The organism is Flavobacterium sp. NLM (assembly GCF_002210235.1).
Taxonomy (GTDB): Bacteria; Bacteroidota; Bacteroidia; order Flavobacteriales; family Flavobacteriaceae; genus Flavobacterium; species Flavobacterium panici.
In genome coordinates, this window is the sequence record NZ_LIAC01000007.1 from 277,794 (window position 1) to 301,340 (window position 23,547).

The window sequence follows — 23,547 nt, forward strand, 5'->3', positions numbered from 1 at the left end:
AAACCTGAAACAAAAATAACATTTTTTATTTTTTATGCTTTATTCTGTTTTCTTTTTCTCCAGAAGAATTCTCCAACAAAGTATAGTGCAAGAATAATTAGGAAATATTTGAAATACGATTGCGGTTGTCCTTCGCCGTCAACAGTAGTGAAAACTCTGCTCCAGCGAATTTTGTTGATACCTTTTCCGTTAGTATCCCAGCTCATCCAGATGAAAACCGGTTTTCCAACGATGTGATTTTCCGGAACGTAACCCCAATAACGACTATCTTCAGAATTGTGACGATTGTCTCCCATCATCCAATAGTAATTTTGTTTGAAGGTATAAGTGTTAGTTTCTTTACCGTTTATGATAAATTTAGAACCACTTAATTCTAAAGTATTTCCTTCATAATTAGTGATGATTTCTTTATAAAACGGAAGCGATGTATTAGTTAAAGCAACTGTTTTACCAGCTTCAGGAATATAAATTGGACCAAAATTATCCTGATTCCATTTGTTGATATGCGGGAAAATCGCATTGTCATTTCCTTTATCAATTTCTCTTTTTACAGCAGTAACGCCCGGAGTATTTTTCAAACGTTCAGCACTTGCTTCGGTTAAAGCTCTAAAATAAAGCGTATCCCTTTTTTCAGTTCTAAAACCTGCAGGATCTGTAATGTCTAATTCTTTAAATAAAGATTCAAAATCAATAGATGTTTTTCCGTCTAAAGCTACAGAATAAGAATATTGAGGTTTTGCTCTTTCCGGTAAAATAAGTTTTTTTCCGTTAATGAATACAAAGCCGTCTTTAATTGATAAACTGTCGCCAGGAATACCAACACATCTTTTTACATAGTTTGATTTCTTATCGATTGGTTTAATAACGCCCGGTCTTCCTTTTGGCTCGTAAAAATAATGTACGGTATCAACCGGCCAGTTGAATACCACAATGTCATTTCTTTTTATTTGTTCAAAAGCAGGAAGCCTGAAATACGGTAATTGAGGCCAGCTTAAATAAGATTTTCTTTTCGTTAATGGAATAGAGTCATGAACCATTGGTAGTGCAACCGTTGTCATAGGAACTCTAGGGCCATAATTTACTTTACTTACAAATAAGAAATCTCCAATTAATAATGATTTCTCTAACGAAGAAGTTGGGATGGTATAAGGCTGAATAACGTAAGTATGTACTAAAGTTGCAACAATAATTGCAAAAAGCAAAGAACTTACCGTATCAGCTGTTTTGTTTTCAGGAGTTAATTTTCTGTCAGCGTTATATTCTAATTTCTGTGTGTAATTTACATAGTAGATATAAAAGCCAAGAGTAAAAATCCCTAAAATAGTATCTAAAGTTGATTTTTTACCAAAAGTTCTAAGTGTTTCAACCCAAACAACCGGAAACATAATCAAGTTGATAATTGGAATGAAAAGTAATAATGTCCACCAGGTTGGTCGGCCGATAATTTTCATTAAAACAATTGAATTATATACCGGAATTGCCGCTTCCCAGCTTTTTCTCCCTGCTGCCTGATACAATTTCCAAGTACCAACGAAATGAATAATTTGAACAGCTAAGAAAAATACGAACCAAGAGTAAAGAGTCATAATATAGTATTTTAAGTTTCAAATTCGGGATTGAATATTTGTTTAATCCAGAATTTTTATCAATTTATTGTAAGTTTAATACATCTTTCATAGTGAAAATCCCCTGTTTTCCGGCAAGCCATTCTGCAGCGATAACAGCGCCAAGGGCAAAACCTTCACGATTATGAGCAGTATGTTTGATTTCAATGCTGTCAATAGCAGAATCGTAGTTTACGGTATGTGTACCCGGAACTTCTCCAATTCTTTTAGCTTCAATATGAATTTCACCTTTTTTTGCTTCGTCTAAAGTCCAGTTAGAATAGTCACTGTTTTGAATAACGCCTTGTGCTAAAGAAATCGCAGTTCCGCTTGGAGCATCCAATTTGTGAATGTGGTGAATTTCTTCCATCGTAACTTTATAAGAATCAAATTGATTCATGATTTTGGCTAAATATTCATTTAAACCAAAGAAAATATTTACTCCCAAACTGAAATTTGAACTGGATATAAAACCTCCTTTTTTCTCGTTGCAAAGAGCAATCATTTCATCGTAATGTTCCAGCCATCCTGTTGTTCCGGAAACTACAGGAACATTAGCATTAAAAGATGCAGAAATATTGTCGACTGCCGCTGACGGAACGCTAAAGTCAATCGCAACATCTGCAGTCGAAAGTCCGTCGTATGTATTGAATTCGTCTTTCTTTAAAACAATTTCATGACCTCTTTCTAAAGCAATTCGTTCGATTACTTTACCCATTTTTCCGTATCCTAAAAGCGCAATTTTCATTTTGTATGTATTTGTGAATTTTTAAATAGAAGAAACTATTTAAAAACGATAATTAAAAGTTAGTCCAACGTTTGGTTTAAATGTTACATCGGCGGGATAAATTTCTGGACGAAGTGATAGTCTTTCGTTTACGTTAAATTGAATCAAAGCCGCATCAACATTGGCATCGATAATATTTAAAACATAAAAACCAACAACAAATAAGGCAGATAAATCTCTGTTTCGCTGATAAAATTTCTGACCTGCAATAAGTCTGCTTTCGTCAAGAAATTGATATTTATCATCATTATAGCCTTCAAGTCTTCGTTTGTAGGCGTCACGATAATCATGATATTTTTTATTGTTATCAATATAAAAGTATAAACTTGTACCTATTGCTCCGTAAACAAGCGGAACTTTCCAGTATTTTTTATTGTATACCTGACCCAAACCAGGTAAAATAGCCGAATAAAAAGCTGCTTTTGCAGGTGTAAGCGGATCTATTTCTATTAATGCAGTTGTGTCTTTAACGACTAAAACCGTGTCTTTTTTTACCTGGGCAAAAAGAGAAACGGTTCCTATGAGAAAGAACAATAGACTTATGGGGACAATTTTATTCACTATCCGTTTATTAATTTTATAATTCGATTAAAGTCGGCTTCAGAATTAAAAGGAATTGTGATTTTTCCTTTTCCGTTACCAGCGACTTTTATATCAACTTTCGAACCAAAATAATCATTGAAAGTATTTTTTTGTGTTTCTCTAACCACAAATGAAGATTCAGCTTTAGGTTTTCCTTCTGCTTTTGGCTGCTGACCTTCGTGATAATTTTTAACTAAGGCTTCAGTTTCACGAACAGATAAATTTTGACTTACAATTTTTTGGTAAATATCAGTCTGAACGTCTAAATCTTCAATATTAATAATAGCACGACCGTGTCCCATACTAATGAAACCATCGCGAATACCAGTTTGAATAATTGGATCCAGTTTTAAAAGACGTAAATAATTGGCAATTGTAGAACGTTTTTTTCCAACGCGCTCGCTCATTTGCTCTTGTGTTAATTGAATTTCGTCAATTAAACGCTGGTAAGAAAGTGCGATCTCGATTGGGTCTAAGTCATGACGCTGAATGTTTTCAACCAATGCCATAACAAGGGACTCATTGTCATTAGCAATACGAATGTATGCCGGAACATGAGTTAAACCAACTAAAGTTGAAGCACGTAAACGACGTTCTCCAGAAATTAACTGGTATTTATTAAAGTCTAATTTTCGAACAGTAATAGGTTGAATTACACCAAGTTCTTTAATAGAAGTGGCTAATTCGCGTAATGATTCTTCATTAAAATTGCTTCTAGGCTGAAACGGATTTATTTCGATAGCACTTATTTCAAGCTCAATAATATTTCCAACAACCTTATCAGCATTTTTGTCTTCTACTGATGTAATGTCGTTTTCCGGATCTTTTAATAACGCTGATAATCCTCTTCCTAAGGCTTGTTTTTTAATTGCTTTTGTCATAAAAACTATTTACTGTTTTTCTTTATAATTTCTTGAGCTAAATTAATGTAATTAACCGCACCTTTACTTGTAGCATCATAATTAATGATACTTTCTCCAAAACTTGGTGCCTCACTTAATTTAACATTTCGCTGAATAACGGTGTCAAAAACCATATCGTTAAAGTGTTTTTGAACTTCTTCAACTACCTGATTAGATAAACGTAATCTTGAATCATACATTGTAAGTAATAATCCTTCGATGTCTAGATCAGGGTTGTGAATTTTTTGAATACTTTTAATTGTGTTCAATAATTTTCCTAATCCTTCAAGTGCAAAATATTCACATTGAATTGGAATTACTACTGAGTCGGCAGCTGTCAAAGCATTTAAGGTTAATAAACCTAATGAAGGCGCACAGTCGATAATGATAAAATCATATTCTTCTTTTGCTTCTTCTAATGCTTTTTTAAGCATATACTCACGATTTTCTTTGTCAACCAATTCGATTTCGATAGCAACAAGGTCAATGTGAGCAGGGATCACGTCAACATTTGGAGCTGAACATTTTAAAATGGCTTCTTTTGGTGTTATTGTATGTTCAAGAATTTGGTAAGTTCCAAGTTCAACAGATTCTACGTCAATTCCAAGGCCAGATGTAGCATTAGCCTGAGGATCAGCATCGATCAATAATACTTTTTTCTCTAAAACACCTAATGAGGCTGCAAGATTTACAGATGTTGTAGTTTTTCCAACGCCTCCTTTTTGATTAGCAATCGCAATGATTTTGCCCATTTATTTTCTGAATTTTGAACCGTAAAAATACAATTATTTATGGTTTTTGAAAATCTATTTTGTTAACATTTGTGAAACTTCGCTTAATCGTTGTTTCGTGCGTGTTCGGCAGAAATTAATTTAAGTTTTGAGCAGAATTACAGACCAGATTTTGGTCATGATGAAAGTTGTTTTGCAGTAAAAGTGAACGAATTTAAAATTTACTTTGTAGAAATGATCTCATTCTGTTTTTTCTTTTCTAAAATATTAATAATAAAAAATAATGAACAGGTTTTTTATTTTATAATCTCAATTTTTACATAAACTAAGCCGCTCTTTATATTTGAAGCAATGTTCATAAAAGCTCTTTTGCTTAAGTCAATTTCTCTTCCTTTAATAAAAGGCCCTCTGTCTGTAACTACTACTATAACGCATTTGTTATTTTTTTCGTTTGTTACCCTAAGTTTTGTGCCAAAAGGAAGTTTTTTATGCGCAGCAGTCAAATCATCATTGTTGAATCTTGCACCGCTTGCTGTTTTTCTTCCGTTAAATTTATCATGATAATAAGAAGCGTGAGCATTTTCTTTATATAAGATATACTGATCGTTTTCAGTGCCGGGATCTGTATCAATTGAATTTTCTTGTGCTGTAACCGTTGCAGAAAAAGCTAGAGCAATATAGAGTATTATTATTTTCATTTTCTAATTTCTATTGGGCGCAAAAAAAATCTATTATGGAAAAATGAGAATATCGTATACGGTTTATTTATGTTATTAAAAGGCATATTTGGCGCCGTTGTATAGTTTTTGATAAGAAAATTGAAAGATACAGGTTAAAGATTATGACTATTTTAGAATCCCTAATAAACTATTAAACCAAAAACAATTTTTATGATTAAAAAGTTAACCTCAGTATTTACTGCATTTGCGTTTATGCTGATCCTATGCAGTTTTGCGACGTCTAATTCATCTGATGAAAAGCAGGGAAATAAGATAGAAGGCAAAATTGTTTACAATAAGAAAAAACATAGCATAACATTATCTTGGCCGGCATTTGGCTCTTCGGGAAATTATGTGATCACAAGAGGAGGAAGTCGTTTGGCATCCAATTTTGTTTCTGTGAGCTCAACTTCTAAATTGACCTTTACAGATAATAAACCAAATAAAAATAAATACGAGAACTATTATAAAATAACTCGTAACGATATAACAATCATGGTTTCGCTGGAGAACCAAATTTTTGGAAGTAATATGTATTTCTACGATAGAAAATATGAAAAAGCAGAAACGGCACGAATTGATATTAATTCGCAATTTAGTGCTATTGGTCTGGGCGGAGCAAATGGCGAATGGACTACAAAACGTCAGGCGTATTATTTAAAAGCAAATGTTGATGGACAAACTTACGATTCAGGCGGGTCGGGATCTGCATCATCGGCAGAGGCCAACTCAATAGAATTAGGATTCTACTCTCATATTGGAGGTTTGGGCAAAGTGCCATCAGATGTTAAATTGGGTTCTATTTTTACAAGACCTCACCTTTCTGGCGGAGCAAATGCTACCTGTACATTTTGGCGTTCTGTAGAAAATATAGAAGTAATGCGGGATTTTGCCTGGACGGTTTCTCAATCAACCAGTGCACGAAGAATGCTGATTGAAAGTACTTCGAAATATATTTCAGATATTGGAAATACCAATTTTTGGGGCAGCGGTGGTTTTATTGCCGATACTCATTATACATCAAACAGACCAAATTGGGCTGGACAGCAGCAATGGTACACCCGAAATGCTATTTTTCCTTCCGGTTCGGGAGCTATGGGAGGCTCTTATAATATGGTTTGGCAAGGCTGTGTTAATCCTCCGCAAGCAGATGATACCAATTCTCCAATTCCTACTACACCTATTATAAGAGAAAAACCTTTTCTTTTTATAGATAATGATGGTGAATACAAAGTATTTGTTCCGGCATGGCAAAAAGACAGAGTAGGAGTTTCATGGTCTTCAACAGACATGGGTAAAGGAAAAGTACAAGATTTGCTTACGGATTGGTATGTGGCTAAAGAAGGTGATACTGATGTAGAAATCAATAATGCGTTAAAAGCAGGTAAAAATATATTTTTTACACCAGGTCATTATGCATTGAATGCGCCTATTCAGGTAAATAGAAAAGATGCAATTCTTTTGGGTGCGGGTATAGCTTCGGTAACGTTGGAACCTACTGAGAAAAATACTTGGGGCTGTATTTATGCCGACGACAAGGACGGAATTATTATTGCCGGACTTTTGACAGATTCATTTAATAGTACAACTTATCAGGTTAGAATTGGTGAAGAAGGTGCAAAAGCAGATCATTCTGCAAATCCTATCTTACTATCAGATATTACTTGTAGAGTAGGCGGGGTTCAGTCAAAAAATATTCAGATACATACTGCTATGCAAATAAACAGCAGTAATGTGGTGGGTGACCATTTCTGGTTGTGGCGTGCTGATCATGGTTCGCAAAAAGGTGGAGATTTGCGATGGACAAGAGACAGATGTAAAAACGGACTTATTGTTACTGGTAATGATGTTACGCTTTATGCGCTGTTTACGGAACACTTTCAGGAATATGAAGTTTTATGGTTAGGAGAACGCGGCAGAACTTATTTCTTCCAAAACGAACCGCCATATGATGCTCCAAATCAAGCAAGCTGGAGCAGTCAAGGAGGTAAAGTTGATGGTTATGCAGCATTTAAAATAGCCAATACTGTAAAAGATTATCATAGTATAGGAATGGGTTCTTATGCGGTTTTTACAGGAACTGATGGTAAAGTGAATAAGAAAAATGGCTTTGAAGCTCCTAATAGCCCAAATGTAAAACTTGAAAAAATGTGTATTACTCGTTTTGCCGGCCCGGGAAATATTCAAAATGTTATTAATGGTATTGGCGGAAGCACAGCAACTGGTGTAAAACGTGTGGCATTATACAATAATGGTGAAGGTACGCAGCCTTTCGATGAAGAATTTAATTTGCCTAATCGTGAATCGTATCCTGCTTATATTGTTATGGAGAGATAAATAAGATATAGATATTTTGAAATAAAAAATGACAAAGTTTTCGAGCCTTGTCATTTTTTATTATTATCATTTATTGGTTATTGCTTCCAAAACTCGGCATTGGTATGCGTAATCCAAAAAACCAATACGGATCTCCTGTGAAGATGTTATAAGCGATACCGCTTTGAACATAATCATGCAGTGCTGTAATTACTATTCCCGCACCTAATTCAGGAACATCATCTTTGTCGAAATCTGGTGCAGATACATGTAAACCAATACCCCAGTCCAATAGTTTATTGTATGTTATAGATTTTCTTCGTTTTTTTTTGTCAATCCATCCTTTGAACAAAAGATTGTAATATGGAGCCATTTGAAATTGCGTTTGTATGGCTGTTGGCGTAAAGGGGTCTGCAAAAACAATTCCTACAGTACTTATTACGTGAGTTAAAACCTTAAATAAATATATTTCTCTTATTTGGGTTTTTATTTCAAGATTGCTGCTTTTATCATATACGGAAAGTTTTAATGCTACTCGGTTCCCTTCCTCGCGATAACCCGCATTGGTAAGATCGAATTCAAAGTTTTTCTTTATCTCAGTTAAAGATAATTTTAAAACAGCATTGCTAAATTCTAATGCTGCTGCATCGAGTTTGCGTCCTTCGATGATATCTTTAATGGTTGTGTTGTTTAAATTGTTTATTGCGTCTATTTTAGTTGTAAAATTTGCAATAATAGCTGAAAAGGTATTGGTGATATTTGGAGAAAGATTAATGGCTGTTCTATTGATACTAGATTTTAAATCAGAAGCTTTTTTCTTTAAAGTTTCTAAAGTTGTAGAAAAATATGTAATGTCTGATGTGATTTTAGAAACCAAATCAGTAATATTTTCTCCTTTTTGAAATTTTAGATTTTTATAATAAGCTATTCGTCTTTCCGCATCTTTTTTAAAGGTTTCAATATCGCTTGCTAATGTCTTTGCTTTTTGTACAATATCCTCCACACTAGGGTCGGATTCCAGTTTTTTTATTTCCAGTTTTATTTGATCGGCAATTCCGGTATATTCTGTCCAAGCTAAATCTTTAATGGCTTTAATTTGCATATCAGCCATTTGGTTTATTAAATCCAGTCCTTTATCTCTATTTTCTTTTGCATATTTCTGTAAATCTGCAAGTTCTTGTTTCTGCTCAGGTGTTAAAGATATTGCCCAACGTTCAACTTCGTATTGTTGTTGAGGGGCGATGTTGTCAAAACCATCAATGTGTAAAGGGATTTTTTCACGTTTAGTAATAAGCCATGCGCCAAATTTTATAGATACACCTTCTTCTTTTGCATAATCGAAAAGTTTTGCTTGTTCTCTTTTTAGAACTACAGCCGCAGCCATATAGGATCTTGAGAACATACCATCGGTTCCTGTTTGATCATAAAAGCTGTCAGCAATATTATCAATGTCTTTGTCAATTAAACTGATATTGTCAACTAACTCCGCAAGTATTTGTAAATCTTTTAATTGCTTATGAATGGCTTCAGGATTTTTTGAATAACTGCTGTAGTCAATACGATTTATAAGATTGTCTATTTTTTCGAGTACATCTTTTTCAGTTTGAAGAACATTTTTTAAAGCCGTAATTTTAGTAGCAATTTCTTGAGGAAGGCCTTTATTGTTTGCGTAAGACGAAACGATATTTTCGGCTTCAATATCAATCATGAGGACGCTATTAATATCTGCTATTCGATTATTTATATAATCTGTCTTAGCATTACCATTTGCATCAAGCCAATTACCATCTTGATCTTTTTCTGTTACTTTAAACAGGTCTTGCGCTTTCACTATGTATTGTGTGCCAATGGTTAACAATAATAAGAAGAGTATTTTTTTCATGAACTTATTAAAGATTAAATGGATAAATCGGCTGCAAGCGCTTTTAGAACTAATCGGTCTGTTTTAGCTTCTGGAATATTAAAATAATTTTGAGCGGAATAAATATACCCTATGTTATTGTATACTGCTGATATACAGGTTATTAAATAATTTTGTGAATTATTCCAGTCAATTTGAACCTCAGGTTTTACACGTAGACTTTTTAATAAAGGTAATACTAAAGAAGGAATTGGAATATGTATACAGCGTACACCTTTGTAATATGGATGGCCTGAGTTTATTTTTTTATAGCAAATTTGTAAAGCATTTTGCGCTTCAGTACTATTTCCTAAAACAACAAGAAATGTCCATGGGTCCGAAATAAGTTCACTTAATGTACTAGTTGCATCTTCTGCATTTGTGCTTGAAAGTGTAAAGTTTTGAATCATAGCTAATAATGTTTTATTTTTTATGTTAATACCAAATGAAAATGAATTTTAATTTAATCTAATTTGGATAACTTCTTTAATGAAATTTACAATTGCTTTTTACTAATAAATGTCAAATCTCGTTATTATTGTAAAGAAATAAACAAGTATAAATACTTGATTTTTAATTAAAAGTAATGTTTGAAATTTACTCTAAGATATTTAATTGTTTCGAAAAGGTTGAATTAGGAATATAAAAAGTTAAATAGTGGCGCAATAACCTTTCAATTGTAAGTTGGGTTTAAAGCAAAAAAAGTCTTTCCAAGTAAATGAAAAGACTTTTGGTCGGGGTGGCAATCCCGAAAGTTTTCTGGAGAACCTGTGGTCTTCCCGATTTTCAATCGGGATGTGATAATCGTTCTATGCTATGATTTTATTTTTCAGTTTATTGCAAAAAAAAAAGTCTTTCCAAGTAAATGGAAAGATTTTAGTCGGGATGGCAGTCCCGAAAGCTTTCGGGAGAACCTGCGGCCTTCCCGATTTTCAATCGGGACGCGATAACCGTTCTATCGTATGTTTTTATATTTCAGTTTATTGCAAAAAAAAAAGTCTTTCCAAGTAAAATGAAAAGACTTTTGTCGGGGTGGCAGGATTCGAACCTGCGGCCTCCTGCTCCCAAAGCAGGCGCGATAACCGGGCTACGCTACACCCCGAAGATGTATTTGTTGTAGTGCCCGAAAGCGGATGCAAAGATATAAATAAAATTTGTTTACAAAAGGAAAAAATGAAAATAAATAAAACTTATTTTAACATAGCTATTTCAGATTTATTTTCGGTGTTATTTTTTATAATAAAGTTTACATTTGCATCACAAAAAAACAATACACATTATGTCAGATACAATCGAAAAAATTAAATGCCTTATTATAGGTTCTGGCCCTGCAGGTTATACTGCAGCAATTTACGCAGCCAGAGCAAACATGAATCCGGTTTTATATCAAGGTATGCAGCCTGGAGGTCAATTGACAACGACTAATGAAGTAGAAAATTTCCCTGGTTATGTTGATGGTGTTACAGGACCAGAAATGATGGTTCAGTTACAAGAACAAGCAAAACGTTTCGGAGCTGATATCCGTGATGGATGGGCAACAAAAGTTGATTTTTCTGGAGATATTCATAAAGTTTGGATTAACGATTCAATCGAATTGCACTGTGAAACTGTTATTATTTCTACAGGTGCTACAGCTAAATATTTAGGATTACCATCAGAGCAGCACTATTTAAATATGGGTGGCGGAGTTTCTGCCTGCGCTGTCTGCGATGGATTTTTCTACCGTAACCAAGAAGTTGTAATTGTTGGAGCAGGAGATTCTGCTTGTGAAGAAGCACATTACTTATCTAAACTTTGTAAAAAAGTAACCATGTTAGTAAGAAGCGAGAAATTCAGAGCTTCAAAAATTATGGAAGAACGCGTTCGCAAAACAGAAAATATCGAGATTTTAATGAATCACGATACTGTTGAAGTTTTAGGAGATTCAAATGTAGTGCATGCTATTAAAGCATTAAACAAAACTACTGGAGAAGTTATTGAAATTCCTGCAACAGGATTTTTCGTAGCAATTGGTCACAAACCAAACACAGATATTTTTAAAGATTACATCACTCTTGACGAAACTGGATATATCATAAATACACCGGGAACTTCTAATACAAATGTAGCAGGTGTTTTCGTTGCCGGAGATGCTGCAGACCACGTTTACCGTCAGGCAATTACTGCTGCTGGTACTGGTTGTATGGCTGCACTTGACGCAGAGCGTTATTTAGCTTCTAAAGAGTAAATTTTGTTTCAGGTTTCAGATTTTTTTTGTTTCAAGTTATTGGAACGTAAAACTTAAAATAAAAAATCCCGGTCTAGATTATAGACTGGGATTTTCTTTTATAATAAATATTCCTAATTTCAACTTGAAACCTGAAACAAAGAAAACCTGAAACAAATTATTTAATCTTCTTAATCAGCTTAGCTTCTTCAGAGAAACGGGTTAATTCAATTTTTGGATTTCCGAATAAAGATAATTCTGCTTTATCTCCAACGGCAATTGAAACAGTTGTTTCGGCTAAAATGCTTCCAACAGAATTGTTTTCAGCTGTTACATTAGCCTCTTTCAAAGTAAATTTTGTTCCGGTAAAAACCGAATTATTATCTAAACGTATTGTTGCTTTTTCAGCAATTCCTTCAATAGCGGCATTTGCTTTTTGGTACAAATCACATTTAAATTTAATAGCAGAAACCAAAGTTTTAATAGAAGCACTTTTGCTTAATTGTAAACTTCCATCATCAGCTTTTAAGTTTAACTCTGTTCTTGATTTGTCATCAGCAATTAAATTGAATTTTTTTGAATTGACATTCAGGTATAATCTGGAATAATCAAAACTACTAAAAGTAATATCATCTAATTGAACTTCCTGAATAGCATAAATTTTAGAATCATTTTTTGCAATTACTTTCGTTAGTGAACTCGTATAAGTAACCTTTACAGAAAGCTTTTTGAAAATTGTACTTTCTTTTGAGGTATATAAACGAAGCGTTTTATCTCTTAAGTCCATTCCAATGATTTCATGAAGATTGTCATCGGCTTCAATTTTGATTTCGTTTTTCTCTCCTTTTTCAAGATAAACTTCAATATTATCATCGGCTTCAAGAGCATCAAAACTTCCTACGTCTTTAATAGAGGTAGTTACAATTTTAGATCCTTTCACTTTTTCTCTCTTTTGAGCAAAAGTTAATGTTGTAACCAAAAGCAGTAGGAACAGGGCTGTATTTTTTTTCATTTATTTTAGATTTGATTTTGACAAATATAAAAAAATCATCCACTTTAGATGAATGATTTCTTTTATATTTAACAGTTTAAAAATGTTAGCTTTGACTAACGCTTCCTCCAGAACTTGCTGTTTTCTCGATAGTCTTAGGAACATTGTTATAGTTAATGTTTCCGCCGCTGCTCGCTTGTGCTTTTAATTTTAAAATAGGATGAACGTTTATTACTGCTCCGCTCGAAACATCGGCATCAACATCATTTGCTAATAATTTTCCGGCTTCGATTGAAGATCCGCTTGACGCTGAAGTCTGCACTTTTAATGCTTTTCCTTTGATGTCAATTGAGCTTCCGCTGCTTGAATTACAAGAAATATTATCAGACTCTACATCTACATGCATTGACGCTGCACTTGAAGTTTCTAACTCTATGTTTTCTCCCTGAAGTGTATTTTTACTTAACACACTCGCAGCGCTTGATGCTTCAACTCTGTTAACATGAGGCATTTTTACCGTTACTTTTTTCTGAGTTACATTACGGAAAGAAGAGAATTTGCATTCAATGATCAAAGTTCCGTTTTCAACTTTTGTAATGATTTCTTTCTGTAAATTATCATCAGCTTCAACAGTAATGTCTACCGAATCAGATTGCTGGATAACTAAATCTATTGCATTGCTTACTTCGATGTTTTTAAAATCTCCCTGAACAATTCTTTTTTCAGTGGTTACATTCCCGCTGCCTTCAATTGTGTTCAGGTTTAAGTTATTGCATGAAGCAAACAATAAAGCGGTAATAGTGGCAATAACAAATTTCGTAATATGAATGATTATTTTTATCATGGCTTAGTTAATTTTAATTATAACTCCGTTTTTATCAGTGGTTAGCTTTCCGTTAGTTTTTTTACCGTTTAGAATTTCTTTTCCATTTACTTTAATAGAAACTTCGTTTACAGTATCTTTTTCAATATGATTTTCTTCGTTGTAATCTTCATTATAATCTCCGTCATGATCTTCATCGTCCATTTCATCTGCAGGGCAGTTCAAACATTTAATTTTTGAACCTTCTACTTTATAGTTGTAATTCCCGCTAAAGTGTAAGTTAAAGAAATTATCATCAGTATCATCATATTCCTGTATTGATGCATCTGGTTTAAATAATTGACCTTCTGGTAAATATAAGAACACGTCTACTTCCTGACCTCTGAATTTGTTTTTAACATCTGTCAGAAAATAATTATCCAAAATTAAACGATTTCCATTAACCTGGTATTTAAAATTGATTTTTTCTGCTCTTTTTTTAGCGTTAGTTAATGAATTTCCTCTGGCGCTTTTTTCTATCTGAATATAAGGAGAAGCTTCATCAGTACGTAAAACATGTAAACGTACATCTGTTGAATAAATTAAATCATTTCCGGCTGAATCCTGTACAAATTGAAAATCTCCGTGACGATATAAATCTTTAGCGTAATAGTCATTGTATCTGAATTTTACATACAAAGTATCTTTTGGAGTAATGGCAATTATTTTCTTTTCTACCACTTTATTGTCGCGAGAGATTTCTGTAGCCTGCTTAATTCCAAAACTAATTGCGATTGCAAGAGCGATAATCCATACGGCTAATAAAGTATATTTTGTAATGTTACCGATTGATTTTAAGTTTGGAGACAACAATTTAAATCCTAATAATGTTAAGAAGAAAAACGGAATCCCAAATACAAAAAGCATTAATAAACCAAAAGACCAAATAGGATATTCTGTAAAGTTTCCGGCTTCAATAAAATTCTGCCATGGGAAATCAACAAAAGCATTCGTTCCTAAGGTAAAAACCCCAACCATTAACATGATTAAAACCGCAATACCAGACATAATTAAAACTACTCCTAAAAACTTAGCGAAGATTTTAAAAACCGTGATGATAAAGTCTCCAAATGAACTACTTATTCTCTCAGCTCCCGACTTTACCTGGTTTCCCATTTTATCATAATCTGCATTTTTAAATTTATCAGATAATGAATCTATTTCTTCACGAACTTTTTTTTCAATGTTCGAAATCGTAACCGGTTCACCTGTCATTTCTAGCTTTTCAGAAGTTGTAACAGCCTCAGGCGTTACAATCCAAAGAACGAAATAAGCTAAAATCCCAGTTCCAAAACCTGCAAAAACGAATATTAAAAATACGATTTTGATCCATACAGCATCAATTCCAAAATAGTGGGCCAAACCAGTTGCAACACCGCCAATCATACCATTTTCTTTGTCACGGTATAATTTTTTGTGACTTCTTCCACTATAATTATTAAAAGACTGATTTGATTTTTCTTCCTCGTCAATGATATAGTCTTCTGGTTGTCCCATCACCGCAATCACTTCGTCAACGTCTTTCAGTCCAACAACATGTTTCTCGCTTTTTTGTTTTTCTGTTAATAATTCAGAAACACGCATTTCGATATCTTTAATAATTTCATCCTGTCCAGACGAGTTGTTAAGTGATCTTTTTATAGCGTCAAAATAGCGTGTCAATTTTAAATATGCATCTTCATCGATGTGAAAAAACATACCGCCTAAGTTAATATTTACTGTTTTGTTCATGACTTATTGATTTTGATTGGTGATTAGTTTTACGGCGTCAGACAATTCAGTCCAGGTACCGCTAAGTTCGTTTAAAAATGTTTGCCCTATTTCGGTTAATCCGTAATATTTTCTAGGTGGTCCAGATGTCGATTCTTCCCATCGATAATTTAGTAAACCGTCGTTTTTCAATCTAGTTAAAAGCGGATAAACTGTTCCCTCAACAACTAGTAATTTTGCGTTTTTTAAAGTGTCTAATATTTCAGATGTATATGCGTCTTTTTCTTTTAGAACAGATAAGATGCAAAACTCAAGAACACCTTTGCGCATCTGTGCTTTTGTGTTTTCAATGTTCATAATTTCATTTTGTTTTTTTTAGATTGAACAATTCGTTTTTTGATTGATGATAATTGATTGATGATTGATTGTTTTTTGTGCTATAACCTTTAACCTGTTTTGTCACACTGAGCGAAGTCGAAGTGTTACTTTATAAAAGAAATCGTAAGCGGATATTTGTATAATTCTCCGTTTGAAGCTTTTATAGAAGCATAAATCACTAAAAAGAATTCAACAAATTTTAAAAGTCCAAAAAGTACTACTGCCGTAGCTCCAATACTTAAAAGGCCAATGTTTCCTTCAAAATTGAAATTTCTGATGTAGAAATCTTCATGGTCATTAAAAACAGCTTCGATTGGAAGGTTCTGTAAAAAAACCGTAACAAAAACCGGAATTGCGATTAAAGCTAAGATTAATGTGTAAAGCAATAAACTTAACTGAAAGTTCAAAGCTTGTTTTCCGTGATGATCTACAAACTCCGATTTGTCTTTATAACTTGACCAAATGATAATTGGAAAAATATAATTTCCAAACGGAATAATGTATTGACTTAATGTACTTAAATGTGCGAATGCCGAAGTATTCTTTTCTGATGATTTTTCCATGATGAGTGGTTTTGATTGAATGATTAAAAGCATATAGTAATTTCTTATGCAAATATATATCTAAAAGACAGTATCTTGTTTTGCATAGTACCAAATATTAACAAAATATTAACAAATACAAAATGAGTTTTTGAATCATAAATAATTGAAAATCATTGTTAAGTATTGATTTTACTGATGGTTTTAGAAAGTAATATCAATTTATTGTGCGTGCATAGTTTTTTTGTATTTTTACATAAAAAATATATCAAATGGCAATATCTGTATCTAAACTTAACAAATTTGTATTATTCAAATTACCGTCGGCATACTTTTGCGGCGTACGTGTAAAAGCAATCGATAAAGACAGATGTGTAGTAAGTGTAAAACACCGCTGGATAAATCAAAACCCTTTTAATTCAATGTATTTCGCTGTTCAGGCAATGGCTGCTGAGTTAACAACAGGCGCTTTGGTTATTTCACAAATTCAGCAAAGCGGTAAAAAAATCTCAATGCTTGTCGCTAATAATAAAGGGAACTTTACCAAAAAAGCAACCGGAAGAATAACTTTTGTATGCAACGACGGACATTTAATTGCCGAAGCCATTCAGCAGACAATCGCAACTGGCGATGGACAGACCTTCTGGATGAAATCTATAGGAACTAATGAAGAAGGCGTTCAGGTTTCTGAAATGGATTTTGAATGGAGCGTTAGATTGAAATAAATCTTTTTGCCACGAATTTCACGAATTAGCACGAATTTTAAAGTTTTAAATCTATGTAATTCAATTTGAACAAATAATTCGTGCTAATTCGTGAAATTCGTGGCGAAAAACAAACATAAAGAAAGACCTCAAGCAATTGGGGTCTTTTTTTTTGTATTTATTTGCTAATCAGTAAGTTTTGTTGCAATGCTTTGTTTTTTTGAGCTTTTTCTTTCGTAATTTTATTCTATAGTTTCTGCTTCCGGAAATATTTTGTCTGCTAATTTTATCTTCATTTATCAATACTAGTTTTGTATCTAAATTAAACTACATTTGTAAGATAAATATTTCATAAAAGTAAAACAGAATTTTATCAAGTTGTCTAAATCTTCAGGATTTACAAATAATGTTTTGATTTATCTTTTAATAGCATTTATCTAAAAAAGTAAAGTATATGGATGATAAAAAACAAATATTTCAGACGGTTACCCAAAAACGCTGGAAAACATTTCAATGGTCAAGCAGGCTTATTTTGTTTCTTCTTATTTTAATGATTCCTATTTTCTTTATTACTTTAAAAAGAGGATTAAAACCACCATTGCCGCTTTTGGCCAACAGCAGCCGAACCGGACATAGTCTTGAAAATCCCATTACGCCAAAAGACTTAAGTGATAAAGAACTCAAAAAGTTTAAAGGGTTTGATTATTTCTTAAGAGAAAAAAAGAAAATAGAAAAATTACGAAAACAACCTATTGTACCTAAAACAACTGAAGAAATTCGGTCAGCTTTTTATGTAGACTGGGATCCACAGAGTTTATTTTCACTCCAAAAAAATATTGACAAACTCAATATGGTAGTTCCCGAATGGTTTTTTATTGACCCAAAAACCGATTTACTCCGCACAGAAATTGATACGGCAGCATTGAAAGTAATGAAAAAAGGAAAGGTAAAAATCCTTCCGCTAATCAATAATATCAACGAATCTTTAGGCGAAGGTGAATTCGACGGCGATCTTATTCATCGCATTCTTCATGATAAAAATAAAAGAGAAAGACTAATTAATGATATTGTAAAAGCATTAAAAAAATATGATTTACAAGGAATAAATATCGATTTTGAAGAGTTTAAAGAAAATAGCGATGAACCAATAATTGCTTTTCAAAAAGCTTTATATGAAAAACTCCATCCGCTTGGCTATCTTGTTTCGCAGGATATTATGGCATCAGACGATGATTTTAATATAAAAGAATTATCCAAGTATAACGATTATATGTTTTTGATGGCTTATGATGAACATTATGCCGGCAGTGTTCCGGGAGATGTAAGCAGTCAGAAATGGATAGAACGTATTGTAGACAAAACGGCGCAGGAAATTCCATCAGAGAAAATTATTCTTTGTTTTGCCGGTTATGGTTACGACTGGCAGGAAAAACAAGAAGGCGAAACCATAACTTACGATCAGGCAATTGCCATTGCAAAGCAGCATAATGCCACGATAAAATTTGATAATAACAGCTATAGTAACTCTTTTAATTATACAGATAGTAATGGCAAAAAGCACGTCGTTAATTTTGAAGATGCAGCAACTAATTTTAATACCATAAGGTTTAGTGACGAATATGGTTTGGGAGGAACAGCTTTGTGGCGCTTAGGAAGTGAAGATCAACGTTTGTGGAGTTTTTATCAGCGCAGCTTAACAGATGAAAGCATCAATAAAAAGCCTTTCGATTTTAATGTAATGAAACGTGTCGATACCCGAATCGAAAGTCCTGCTTATATTGGAGACGGCGAAATATTAAATGTGATTGCAGCTCCTGCAGCGGGAAAAATAGAATTAGAAATCAATAATGACGAGGACATTATTACAGAACAGAAATATGTAGAATTACCCACAAAATACGTAATCAGCAAATTTGGAAACGTAAACAAACAAGTCATTTTGACTTTTGATGACGGACCGGATCCTGCCTATACACCGCAGATTTTAGATATTTTAAAAAAAGAAAAAGTACCCGCAGTATTTTTTGTGATTGGTATTCAGGGAGAAAATAATATTCCGTTGCTGCAAAGAATTTATAAAGAAGGACATGAAATAGGCAATCATACTTTTACGCATCCAAATATCGCTTTGGTAAGTCCGGAACGCGCGGCCAAAGAAATGGAAACGACCCGATTATTAATCGAAGCCGTTACCGGAAAAAGTACAGTTCTTTTTAGAGCGCCTTATAATGCAGATGCCGAACCCACAACAGAAGCCGAACTGAAACCAATTGCGTTAAGCAAAGCGCAAAATTATTATACCGTTGGTGAAAGTATCGATCCAAATGATTGGGAAAAAGGCGTAAGTGCCGATTCTGTTTACATTAGAACCATACAACAATATGAAGCAAATCCCGATAAAGGAATTATTCTGCTTCACGATGCCGGAGGAAACAGAGAAGCTACCGTTATAGCCCTGCCCCGAATTATTAAATATTTTAAAGACAGACATATTCAGTTTACGACTGTTGCTCATTTGCTTGGTAAAACAAAAGATGAAATTATGCCCGAAGCAAAAGGTCCGTTTATTTCAATTGACAATTTTATTTTTGATTTCGGATATTGGTTTGGACATTTTATTACGGCTACATTTTGGGTTGCCATTTTTCTGGGTTTTTTCCGAATTGCATTAATGGCAATTATGGCTTTTATTAAAAAATGGAAAGATCACAAATATCCGCCAATTTATAAACCTTCAAATGGAGTCCTTCCAAAAGTGAGTATTATTGTTCCTGCTTATAATGAAGAAATAAATGCGGTAAAAACAATCGAGAATTTATTGGGGCAGGATTATCCTGATTTTGATATTGTTTTTGTAGATGATGGTTCTAAAGACAAAACTTTTGCCATGATAAATGAAGCTTTTGGCAATAATCCAAAAGTGAAAATCAATACCAAACCAAACGGAGGAAAAGCATCTGCCTTAAATTACGGAATTAAATTAACCCAAAATGAGTATGTGGTTTGCATTGATGCCGATACGCAGTTAAAAACAGATGCCATTTCGCAATTAATGAAAGGCTTTAGGATTCAATTAAAAAACAATGAAGAAATTGGTGCGATTGCTGGAAATGTAAAAGTCGGAAACGAAAATACAATGCTTACCAAATGGCAGAGTATTGAATATACAACGGCGCAGAATTTTGACCGCAGGGCTTTTGATTTAATCAACGGAATTACGGTTGTTCCAGGAGCAATTGGAGCCTTTAAGAAAGAAGCAATTGAAAAAGCAGGAGGTTTTACAACCGATACTCTTGCTGAAGATTGCGATTTGACGATTCGGATTTTAAGAAACAATTACCGTATTATAAATTGTATTGAAGCCGTTGCCATAACAGAAGCTCCGGAGAGTTTGAAAGAATTTATGAAACAGCGTTTCCGATGGAGTTATGGTATTATGCAGGCATTTTTTAAAAACAGAGATGCATGCTTTAATCCGAGATATAAAGGATTGGGAATGGTTGCTCTGCCTAATATTCTTCTTTTCCAAATCGTTTTGCCAATCTTTGCACCTTTAGCAGATTTAATTCTTATTTTAAGTTTAATCTGGAATTTCAATGATCCGGACAGTCTTCATAAAATATTGGTTTATTATATCGCTTTTATGGTGGTAGATATGCTGGTTAGTGTTATTGCTTTTATTTTCGAAAAAGAAAAACTGACCAAATTAATATGGTTAATTCCGCAGCGATTTGTGTACCGACAATTGATGTATGTGATTTTATTTAGAGCATTAAGAAGAGCCATAAAAGGAGAAAGCCAAAGTTGGGGAGTACTTACAAGAACAGGAAATGTCGCAACAGTGAAATAATTTTTTTAAAGTTTTTTTGCCACAGATTAAAAGGATTAAAAAGATTTCTTAGGGAAGAACTTTGACAAAGTTGCACGAGTTTTCGCCACGAATTACACAAATTTCCACAAATTTTTAAAGTTAAAATTAAAATGCTAAAGCATTTTATAAAAAAATAATTCGTGAAAATTCGTGTAATTCGTGGCAAAAAAAACATAAAAAAAAGCCTCAAATATTTGAGGCCTTTTCAATTAATACATGTTGCGATTATTTCTTAGCGCAGCATTTTTTGTCTTTTTTTGCATCTGTTTTTTTACAGCAAGATTCTTTTTTAGCTTTTTCTTTCTTAGCAGGCGTTGTATCCTGAGCTTGTAATCCAATTGTAAATAACGCGATGGTTAAAACGGTAAATAATTTTTGCATTTTTTGTAAAATTTAATTGTTAATAATTTTCGTTTTTTGATTGAAGATGATGGTTCAAATATAATACGATTTAGTTTTGGAATTTGTCAACGATAAGTTAATATGAAAAATGATTTTAATTACAGCATGGTAATCAGCATAATTAAACTCATCAGGATCATCAAACCATCTTCAATAATCGTTACGGTACTCATAGGTAAATTGAAAACAGCTCCCAAACAAGCACACTGAATTTTCTTTTTATTTAATACCGATTGCAAAACACCAACGATACTAATGGTCATGACGATAAAGGTAATGGCATTGGTTAATAACGGATTAAAATTCAATAAATATGAAATTCCCAAACCAAGTTCAATAAAAGCATAGACATATCCCCAGGCCGGAATTTTTTTTGCCAGCACATCATACATCATATAACTTTCGGCAAAACCTTTTAGATTTAATAGTTTAAAAAACGAAAAAACCAGAAAAAATCCTGCCATAAAGTGCGGCATGGCTTGCATATAGTCAAAATGATGATTGGTATATTGTATTAATAAAGTAACTAAACTGATGTAGAAAAAAATTAGCAAAATAGGTTTATAAGTAGCAAACCATGATTTTACTTCTTCGATGTTTTCATTATGATTGACAGCTTTGATCTCGTATTTACTTTCTAATGCGTTTTGCAATTCGGCCAGTGCAACGTGCTTGTTCATCGATATTGTTGCGGTGTTGTTATCTTTAGAAACGGTAACATCGGTCACGTTATCTACAAGCTGAAGCGCTTTTTTTACTTTGTCTTCGCAGCTTGTACAAGTCATTCCGTTAAGTTGATATGTATGGGTCATTGTTTTATTTATTATATATTACAATGCAAATTTCCGAAGTAAGATCTACAACGGTTTGTATAATTTTGAGAATGATTTGTAACATTTACTAAAAGTGGTTTTTTACCGCAAAGGGCGCTAAGGTTTTTTGATATGCTGAGGTTTGTAAAAACGCAAAGTTCGCAAAGCCTTTCCTAAAAAACTTTGTTAAACTTGCGTAAACCTTTGCGGTTAAATTTTTTTGTACCTTTGTAATAATAAAATTAAGATTATGACAACTATAACTATAAATGAAAAAACAAAAGCTGGCAAAACATTGCTTGAGCTTGCGAAGTTGTTAGCTGTTACAAATAAAGGAGTGAAAATAGAAGAGAATGAAAGTCCTTATAATCCTGAATTTGTTGCTATGATAGAAAAGCGTTATGCAGATTATAAAAGTGGAAAATCTAAAACAATAACGGTTGATCCGAATGATGTATGGGGAAGTTTAGGGTTGAAATAATTCCAGAAGCAAAAAACGATATAGCAAAGCATTTAAAATCAGGTAATCAATCTAGCATAAAAAAAATTGCAAAAATTCTTGAAGAGCTTAGCGAAACTCCATTTGAAGGGGTTGGGAAACCAGAAGCGCTAAAACATCAGTTTTCAGGATTTTGGTCGAGAGAAATAAATAAAAAAGACAGACTTATATATAGTGTTGAGGAAGAAATTGTAACGGTTGTTGTGATTTCAGCTATGGGACATTATTCAAATAAATAAAAAAAACGTGCTAATAATTTTAGCACGTTTTTTTTAAGACAAAGTAATTCGTCATTTTTGTCATTTCGAGGAACGAGAAATCGCACTAGAAATTCCTTTCCTAAAAGCGTCAATCTTTGTCAATTTACGAGTGCGATTTCTCGTTCCTCGAAATGACAAACTAGATGCTTAATTGTTAACTTAAAAAAAACTTTGCGCTTTTGCGACTTTGCGAGAAATAGACTCTTTTACAAATTCTCGATCTGAATACGTTTCTTATCTTTAAGCTGTTTGAAATAAGTAGGCGTGAAGCCCGTAATTTTCTTAAATTGATTGCTTAAATGTGCTACGTTACTGTAGTTTAAAAGATCAGCAATTTCACTTAACGAAAGTTCATTATAAATCAACAGTTCTTTTACCTTTTCTATTTTCTGACTGATAAAATACTTTTCAATTGTAGTATTTTCAATTTCAGAGAAAAGATTGCTTAACGAATTATAATCCTGATGAAGGTTTTCGACTAAATAATCAGATAAATTGATTTTGAGTTCGTTGTTTTTATGATGAACCAAATCGACAATAAGATTTTTAATTTTCTCGATGGTTTTGGTTTTTTTATCATCCAATAAATCAAAACCTAAAGTCTGCAGATTTTTAAGTAAGAGTTGTTTTTGAGAATCGTTGAGATCATCTTGCAGTTCGACTTCGCCCAATTCAACAGAAATAGTCTGAAGTCCGAGTTTTTCAAACTCAGACTTCACAACCATTTTACAGCGGGCGCACACCATGTTTTTGATGTAGAGCGTCATAT

22 protein-coding genes and 1 tRNA gene are annotated in these 23,547 nt (G+C 33.2%); 6 read left to right on the plus strand and 17 right to left on the minus strand.

Annotated features, from left to right (window positions below):
• Positions 1-32: 32 nt before the first annotated feature.
• The 6 genes from lepB to APR43_RS10895 all read right to left on the minus strand — a co-directional run bounded on the left by lepB (position 33) and on the right by APR43_RS10895 (position 5,304).
• Positions 33-1,586, minus strand: a complete 1,554-nt coding sequence (gene lepB, locus APR43_RS10865; protein WP_053472389.1) for a signal peptidase I — start codon at positions 1,584-1,586, stop codon at positions 33-35.
• A gap of 64 nt (positions 1,587-1,650) precedes the next feature.
• Positions 1,651-2,352, minus strand: coding sequence for a 4-hydroxy-tetrahydrodipicolinate reductase (gene dapB / locus APR43_RS10870; protein ID WP_053472388.1), 702 nt, complete (start codon positions 2,350-2,352; stop codon positions 1,651-1,653).
• A 39-nt stretch (positions 2,353-2,391) separates the two neighbouring features.
• On the minus strand, positions 2,392-2,952 hold the full coding sequence (locus APR43_RS10875) for a DUF5683 domain-containing protein (RefSeq protein WP_053472387.1): 561 nt from the start codon (positions 2,950-2,952) through the stop codon (positions 2,392-2,394).
• Entirely contained in the window at positions 2,952-3,854 is a 903-nt protein-coding gene (locus tag APR43_RS10880) for a ParB/RepB/Spo0J family partition protein (protein WP_053472386.1), read from the minus strand. Before APR43_RS10880 ends, APR43_RS10875 begins: the two co-directional genes overlap by 1 nt.
• Before the next feature lie 5 nt (positions 3,855-3,859).
• Positions 3,860-4,627 carry a ParA family protein gene (locus APR43_RS10885; protein WP_053472385.1) on the minus strand — a complete coding sequence of 256 codons (768 nt, stop codon included), beginning with the start codon at positions 4,625-4,627 and terminating at the stop codon, positions 3,860-3,862.
• Positions 4,628-4,902: 275 nt separating this feature from the next.
• Entirely contained in the window at positions 4,903-5,304 is a 402-nt protein-coding gene (locus APR43_RS10895) for a septal ring lytic transglycosylase RlpA family protein (RefSeq protein WP_053472383.1), read from the minus strand.
• A 192-nt stretch (positions 5,305-5,496) separates the two neighbouring features.
• On the opposite strand from APR43_RS10895, the gene APR43_RS10900 reads away from it, so the two are divergent.
• Positions 5,497-7,662: a hypothetical protein gene (locus tag APR43_RS10900; RefSeq protein ID WP_053472382.1), complete on the plus strand. Its 2,166-nt coding sequence runs from the start codon at positions 5,497-5,499 to the stop codon at positions 7,660-7,662.
• A gap of 70 nt (positions 7,663-7,732) precedes the next feature.
• Here APR43_RS10900 and APR43_RS10905 read toward each other — a convergent pair whose 3' ends face one another.
• From APR43_RS10905 to APR43_RS10920, 3 genes are all read right to left on the minus strand, one after another.
• Positions 7,733-9,523, minus strand: coding sequence for a hypothetical protein (locus APR43_RS10905; protein WP_053472381.1), 1,791 nt, complete (start codon positions 9,521-9,523; stop codon positions 7,733-7,735).
• Positions 9,524-9,537: 14 nt separating this feature from the next.
• On the minus strand, positions 9,538-9,951 hold the full coding sequence (locus tag APR43_RS10910; RefSeq protein WP_053472380.1) for a hypothetical protein: 414 nt from the start codon (positions 9,949-9,951) through the stop codon (positions 9,538-9,540).
• Between the two features lie 617 nt (positions 9,952-10,568).
• Positions 10,569-10,643 (minus strand) — tRNA-Pro (locus tag APR43_RS10920).
• 177 nt (positions 10,644-10,820) lie between these two features.
• On the opposite strand from APR43_RS10920, the gene trxB reads away from it, so the two are divergent.
• A complete protein-coding gene (trxB, locus tag APR43_RS10925; protein WP_053472378.1) occupies positions 10,821-11,768 on the plus strand; it encodes a thioredoxin-disulfide reductase in 948 nt (315 codons plus the stop codon).
• Between the two features lie 157 nt (positions 11,769-11,925).
• Here trxB and APR43_RS10930 read toward each other — a convergent pair whose 3' ends face one another.
• The 5 genes from APR43_RS10930 to APR43_RS10950 all read right to left on the minus strand — a co-directional run bounded on the left by APR43_RS10930 (position 11,926) and on the right by APR43_RS10950 (position 16,251).
• A complete protein-coding gene (locus tag APR43_RS10930) occupies positions 11,926-12,759 on the minus strand; it encodes a GIN domain-containing protein (RefSeq protein WP_053472377.1) in 834 nt (277 codons plus the stop codon).
• A gap of 85 nt (positions 12,760-12,844) precedes the next feature.
• Positions 12,845-13,582, minus strand: coding sequence for a head GIN domain-containing protein (locus APR43_RS10935; protein WP_053472376.1), 738 nt, complete (start codon positions 13,580-13,582; stop codon positions 12,845-12,847).
• A 3-nt stretch (positions 13,583-13,585) separates the two neighbouring features.
• Positions 13,586-15,331: a PspC domain-containing protein gene (locus APR43_RS10940; RefSeq protein WP_053472375.1), complete on the minus strand. Its 1,746-nt coding sequence runs from the start codon at positions 15,329-15,331 to the stop codon at positions 13,586-13,588.
• A gap of 3 nt (positions 15,332-15,334) precedes the next feature.
• Positions 15,335-15,667 (minus strand): PadR family transcriptional regulator, encoded by a 333-nt coding sequence (locus APR43_RS10945; protein WP_017498072.1) that lies wholly within the window; start codon positions 15,665-15,667, stop codon positions 15,335-15,337.
• 125 nt (positions 15,668-15,792) lie between these two features.
• Positions 15,793-16,251, minus strand: a complete 459-nt coding sequence (locus APR43_RS10950; protein WP_053472451.1) for a DUF4870 domain-containing protein — start codon at positions 16,249-16,251, stop codon at positions 15,793-15,795.
• A gap of 251 nt (positions 16,252-16,502) precedes the next feature.
• On the opposite strand from APR43_RS10950, the gene APR43_RS10955 reads away from it, so the two are divergent.
• Both APR43_RS10955 and APR43_RS10960 read left to right on the plus strand, forming a co-directional pair.
• On the plus strand, positions 16,503-16,955 hold the full coding sequence (locus tag APR43_RS10955) for a DUF4442 domain-containing protein (protein WP_053472374.1): 453 nt from the start codon (positions 16,503-16,505) through the stop codon (positions 16,953-16,955).
• 433 nt (positions 16,956-17,388) lie between these two features.
• Positions 17,389-20,784, plus strand: coding sequence for a polysaccharide deacetylase family protein (locus APR43_RS10960; RefSeq protein ID WP_053472373.1), 3,396 nt, complete (start codon positions 17,389-17,391; stop codon positions 20,782-20,784).
• A gap of 246 nt (positions 20,785-21,030) precedes the next feature.
• On the opposite strand, the gene APR43_RS24470 is transcribed toward APR43_RS10960, so the two are convergent.
• Positions 21,031-21,186 carry a hypothetical protein gene (locus APR43_RS24470; RefSeq protein ID WP_165590691.1) on the minus strand — a complete coding sequence of 52 codons (156 nt, stop codon included), beginning with the start codon at positions 21,184-21,186 and terminating at the stop codon, positions 21,031-21,033.
• Between the two features lie 119 nt (positions 21,187-21,305).
• Positions 21,306-22,019 carry a heavy-metal-associated domain-containing protein gene (locus tag APR43_RS10965; RefSeq protein ID WP_082356435.1) on the minus strand — a complete coding sequence of 238 codons (714 nt, stop codon included), beginning with the start codon at positions 22,017-22,019 and terminating at the stop codon, positions 21,306-21,308.
• 250 nt (positions 22,020-22,269) lie between these two features.
• On the opposite strand from APR43_RS10965, the gene APR43_RS10970 reads away from it, so the two are divergent.
• Positions 22,270-22,500 carry a DUF2683 family protein gene (locus APR43_RS10970; protein WP_053472372.1) on the plus strand — a complete coding sequence of 77 codons (231 nt, stop codon included), beginning with the start codon at positions 22,270-22,272 and terminating at the stop codon, positions 22,498-22,500.
• Entirely contained in the window at positions 22,476-22,757 is a 282-nt protein-coding gene (locus tag APR43_RS10975; RefSeq protein WP_053472371.1) for a Txe/YoeB family addiction module toxin, read from the plus strand. The genes APR43_RS10970 and APR43_RS10975 overlap by 25 nt, the downstream gene beginning before the upstream one ends.
• A 227-nt stretch (positions 22,758-22,984) precedes the next feature.
• Here APR43_RS10975 and APR43_RS10980 read toward each other — a convergent pair whose 3' ends face one another.
• Positions 22,985-23,545, minus strand: coding sequence for a helix-turn-helix domain-containing protein (locus APR43_RS10980; protein ID WP_053472370.1), 561 nt, complete (start codon positions 23,543-23,545; stop codon positions 22,985-22,987).
• Positions 23,546-23,547 lie beyond the last annotated feature (2 nt).

Coding starts and splice junctions, on each gene's coding strand:
- APR43_RS10935 (WP_053472376.1), bottom strand. CDS start 13,582: ATGATAAAAATAATCATTCATATTACGAAATTTGTTATTGCCACTATT.
- APR43_RS10945 (WP_017498072.1), bottom strand. CDS start 15,667: ATGAACATTGAAAACACAAAAGCACAGATGCGCAAAGGTGTTCTTGAG.
- APR43_RS10940 (WP_053472375.1), bottom strand. CDS start 15,331: ATGAACAAAACAGTAAATATTAACTTAGGCGGTATGTTTTTTCACATC.
- trxB (WP_053472378.1), top strand. CDS start 10,821: ATGTCAGATACAATCGAAAAAATTAAATGCCTTATTATAGGTTCTGGC.
- APR43_RS24470 (WP_165590691.1), bottom strand. CDS start 21,186: ATGCAAAAATTATTTACCGTTTTAACCATCGCGTTATTTACAATTGGA.
- APR43_RS10910 (WP_053472380.1), bottom strand. CDS start 9,951: ATGATTCAAAACTTTACACTTTCAAGCACAAATGCAGAAGATGCAACT.
- APR43_RS10930 (WP_053472377.1), bottom strand. CDS start 12,759: ATGAAAAAAAATACAGCCCTGTTCCTACTGCTTTTGGTTACAACATTA.
- lepB (WP_053472389.1), bottom strand. CDS start 1,586: ATGACTCTTTACTCTTGGTTCGTATTTTTCTTAGCTGTTCAAATTATT.
- APR43_RS10885 (WP_053472385.1), bottom strand. CDS start 4,627: ATGGGCAAAATCATTGCGATTGCTAATCAAAAAGGAGGCGTTGGAAAA.
- APR43_RS10975 (WP_053472371.1), top strand. CDS start 22,476: ATGGGGAAGTTTAGGGTTGAAATAATTCCAGAAGCAAAAAACGATATA.
- APR43_RS10880 (WP_053472386.1), bottom strand. CDS start 3,854: ATGACAAAAGCAATTAAAAAACAAGCCTTAGGAAGAGGATTATCAGCG.
- APR43_RS10900 (WP_053472382.1), top strand. CDS start 5,497: ATGATTAAAAAGTTAACCTCAGTATTTACTGCATTTGCGTTTATGCTG.
- dapB (WP_053472388.1), bottom strand. CDS start 2,352: ATGAAAATTGCGCTTTTAGGATACGGAAAAATGGGTAAAGTAATCGAA.
- APR43_RS10950 (WP_053472451.1), bottom strand. CDS start 16,251: ATGGAAAAATCATCAGAAAAGAATACTTCGGCATTCGCACATTTAAGT.
- APR43_RS10970 (WP_053472372.1), top strand. CDS start 22,270: ATGACAACTATAACTATAAATGAAAAAACAAAAGCTGGCAAAACATTG.
- APR43_RS10980 (WP_053472370.1), bottom strand. CDS start 23,545: ATGACGCTCTACATCAAAAACATGGTGTGCGCCCGCTGTAAAATGGTT.
- APR43_RS10905 (WP_053472381.1), bottom strand. CDS start 9,523: ATGAAAAAAATACTCTTCTTATTATTGTTAACCATTGGCACACAATAC.
- APR43_RS10955 (WP_053472374.1), top strand. CDS start 16,503: ATGGCAATATCTGTATCTAAACTTAACAAATTTGTATTATTCAAATTA.
- APR43_RS10965 (WP_082356435.1), bottom strand. CDS start 22,019: ATGACCCATACATATCAACTTAACGGAATGACTTGTACAAGCTGCGAA.
- APR43_RS10960 (WP_053472373.1), top strand. CDS start 17,389: ATGGATGATAAAAAACAAATATTTCAGACGGTTACCCAAAAACGCTGG.
- APR43_RS10895 (WP_053472383.1), bottom strand. CDS start 5,304: ATGAAAATAATAATACTCTATATTGCTCTAGCTTTTTCTGCAACGGTT.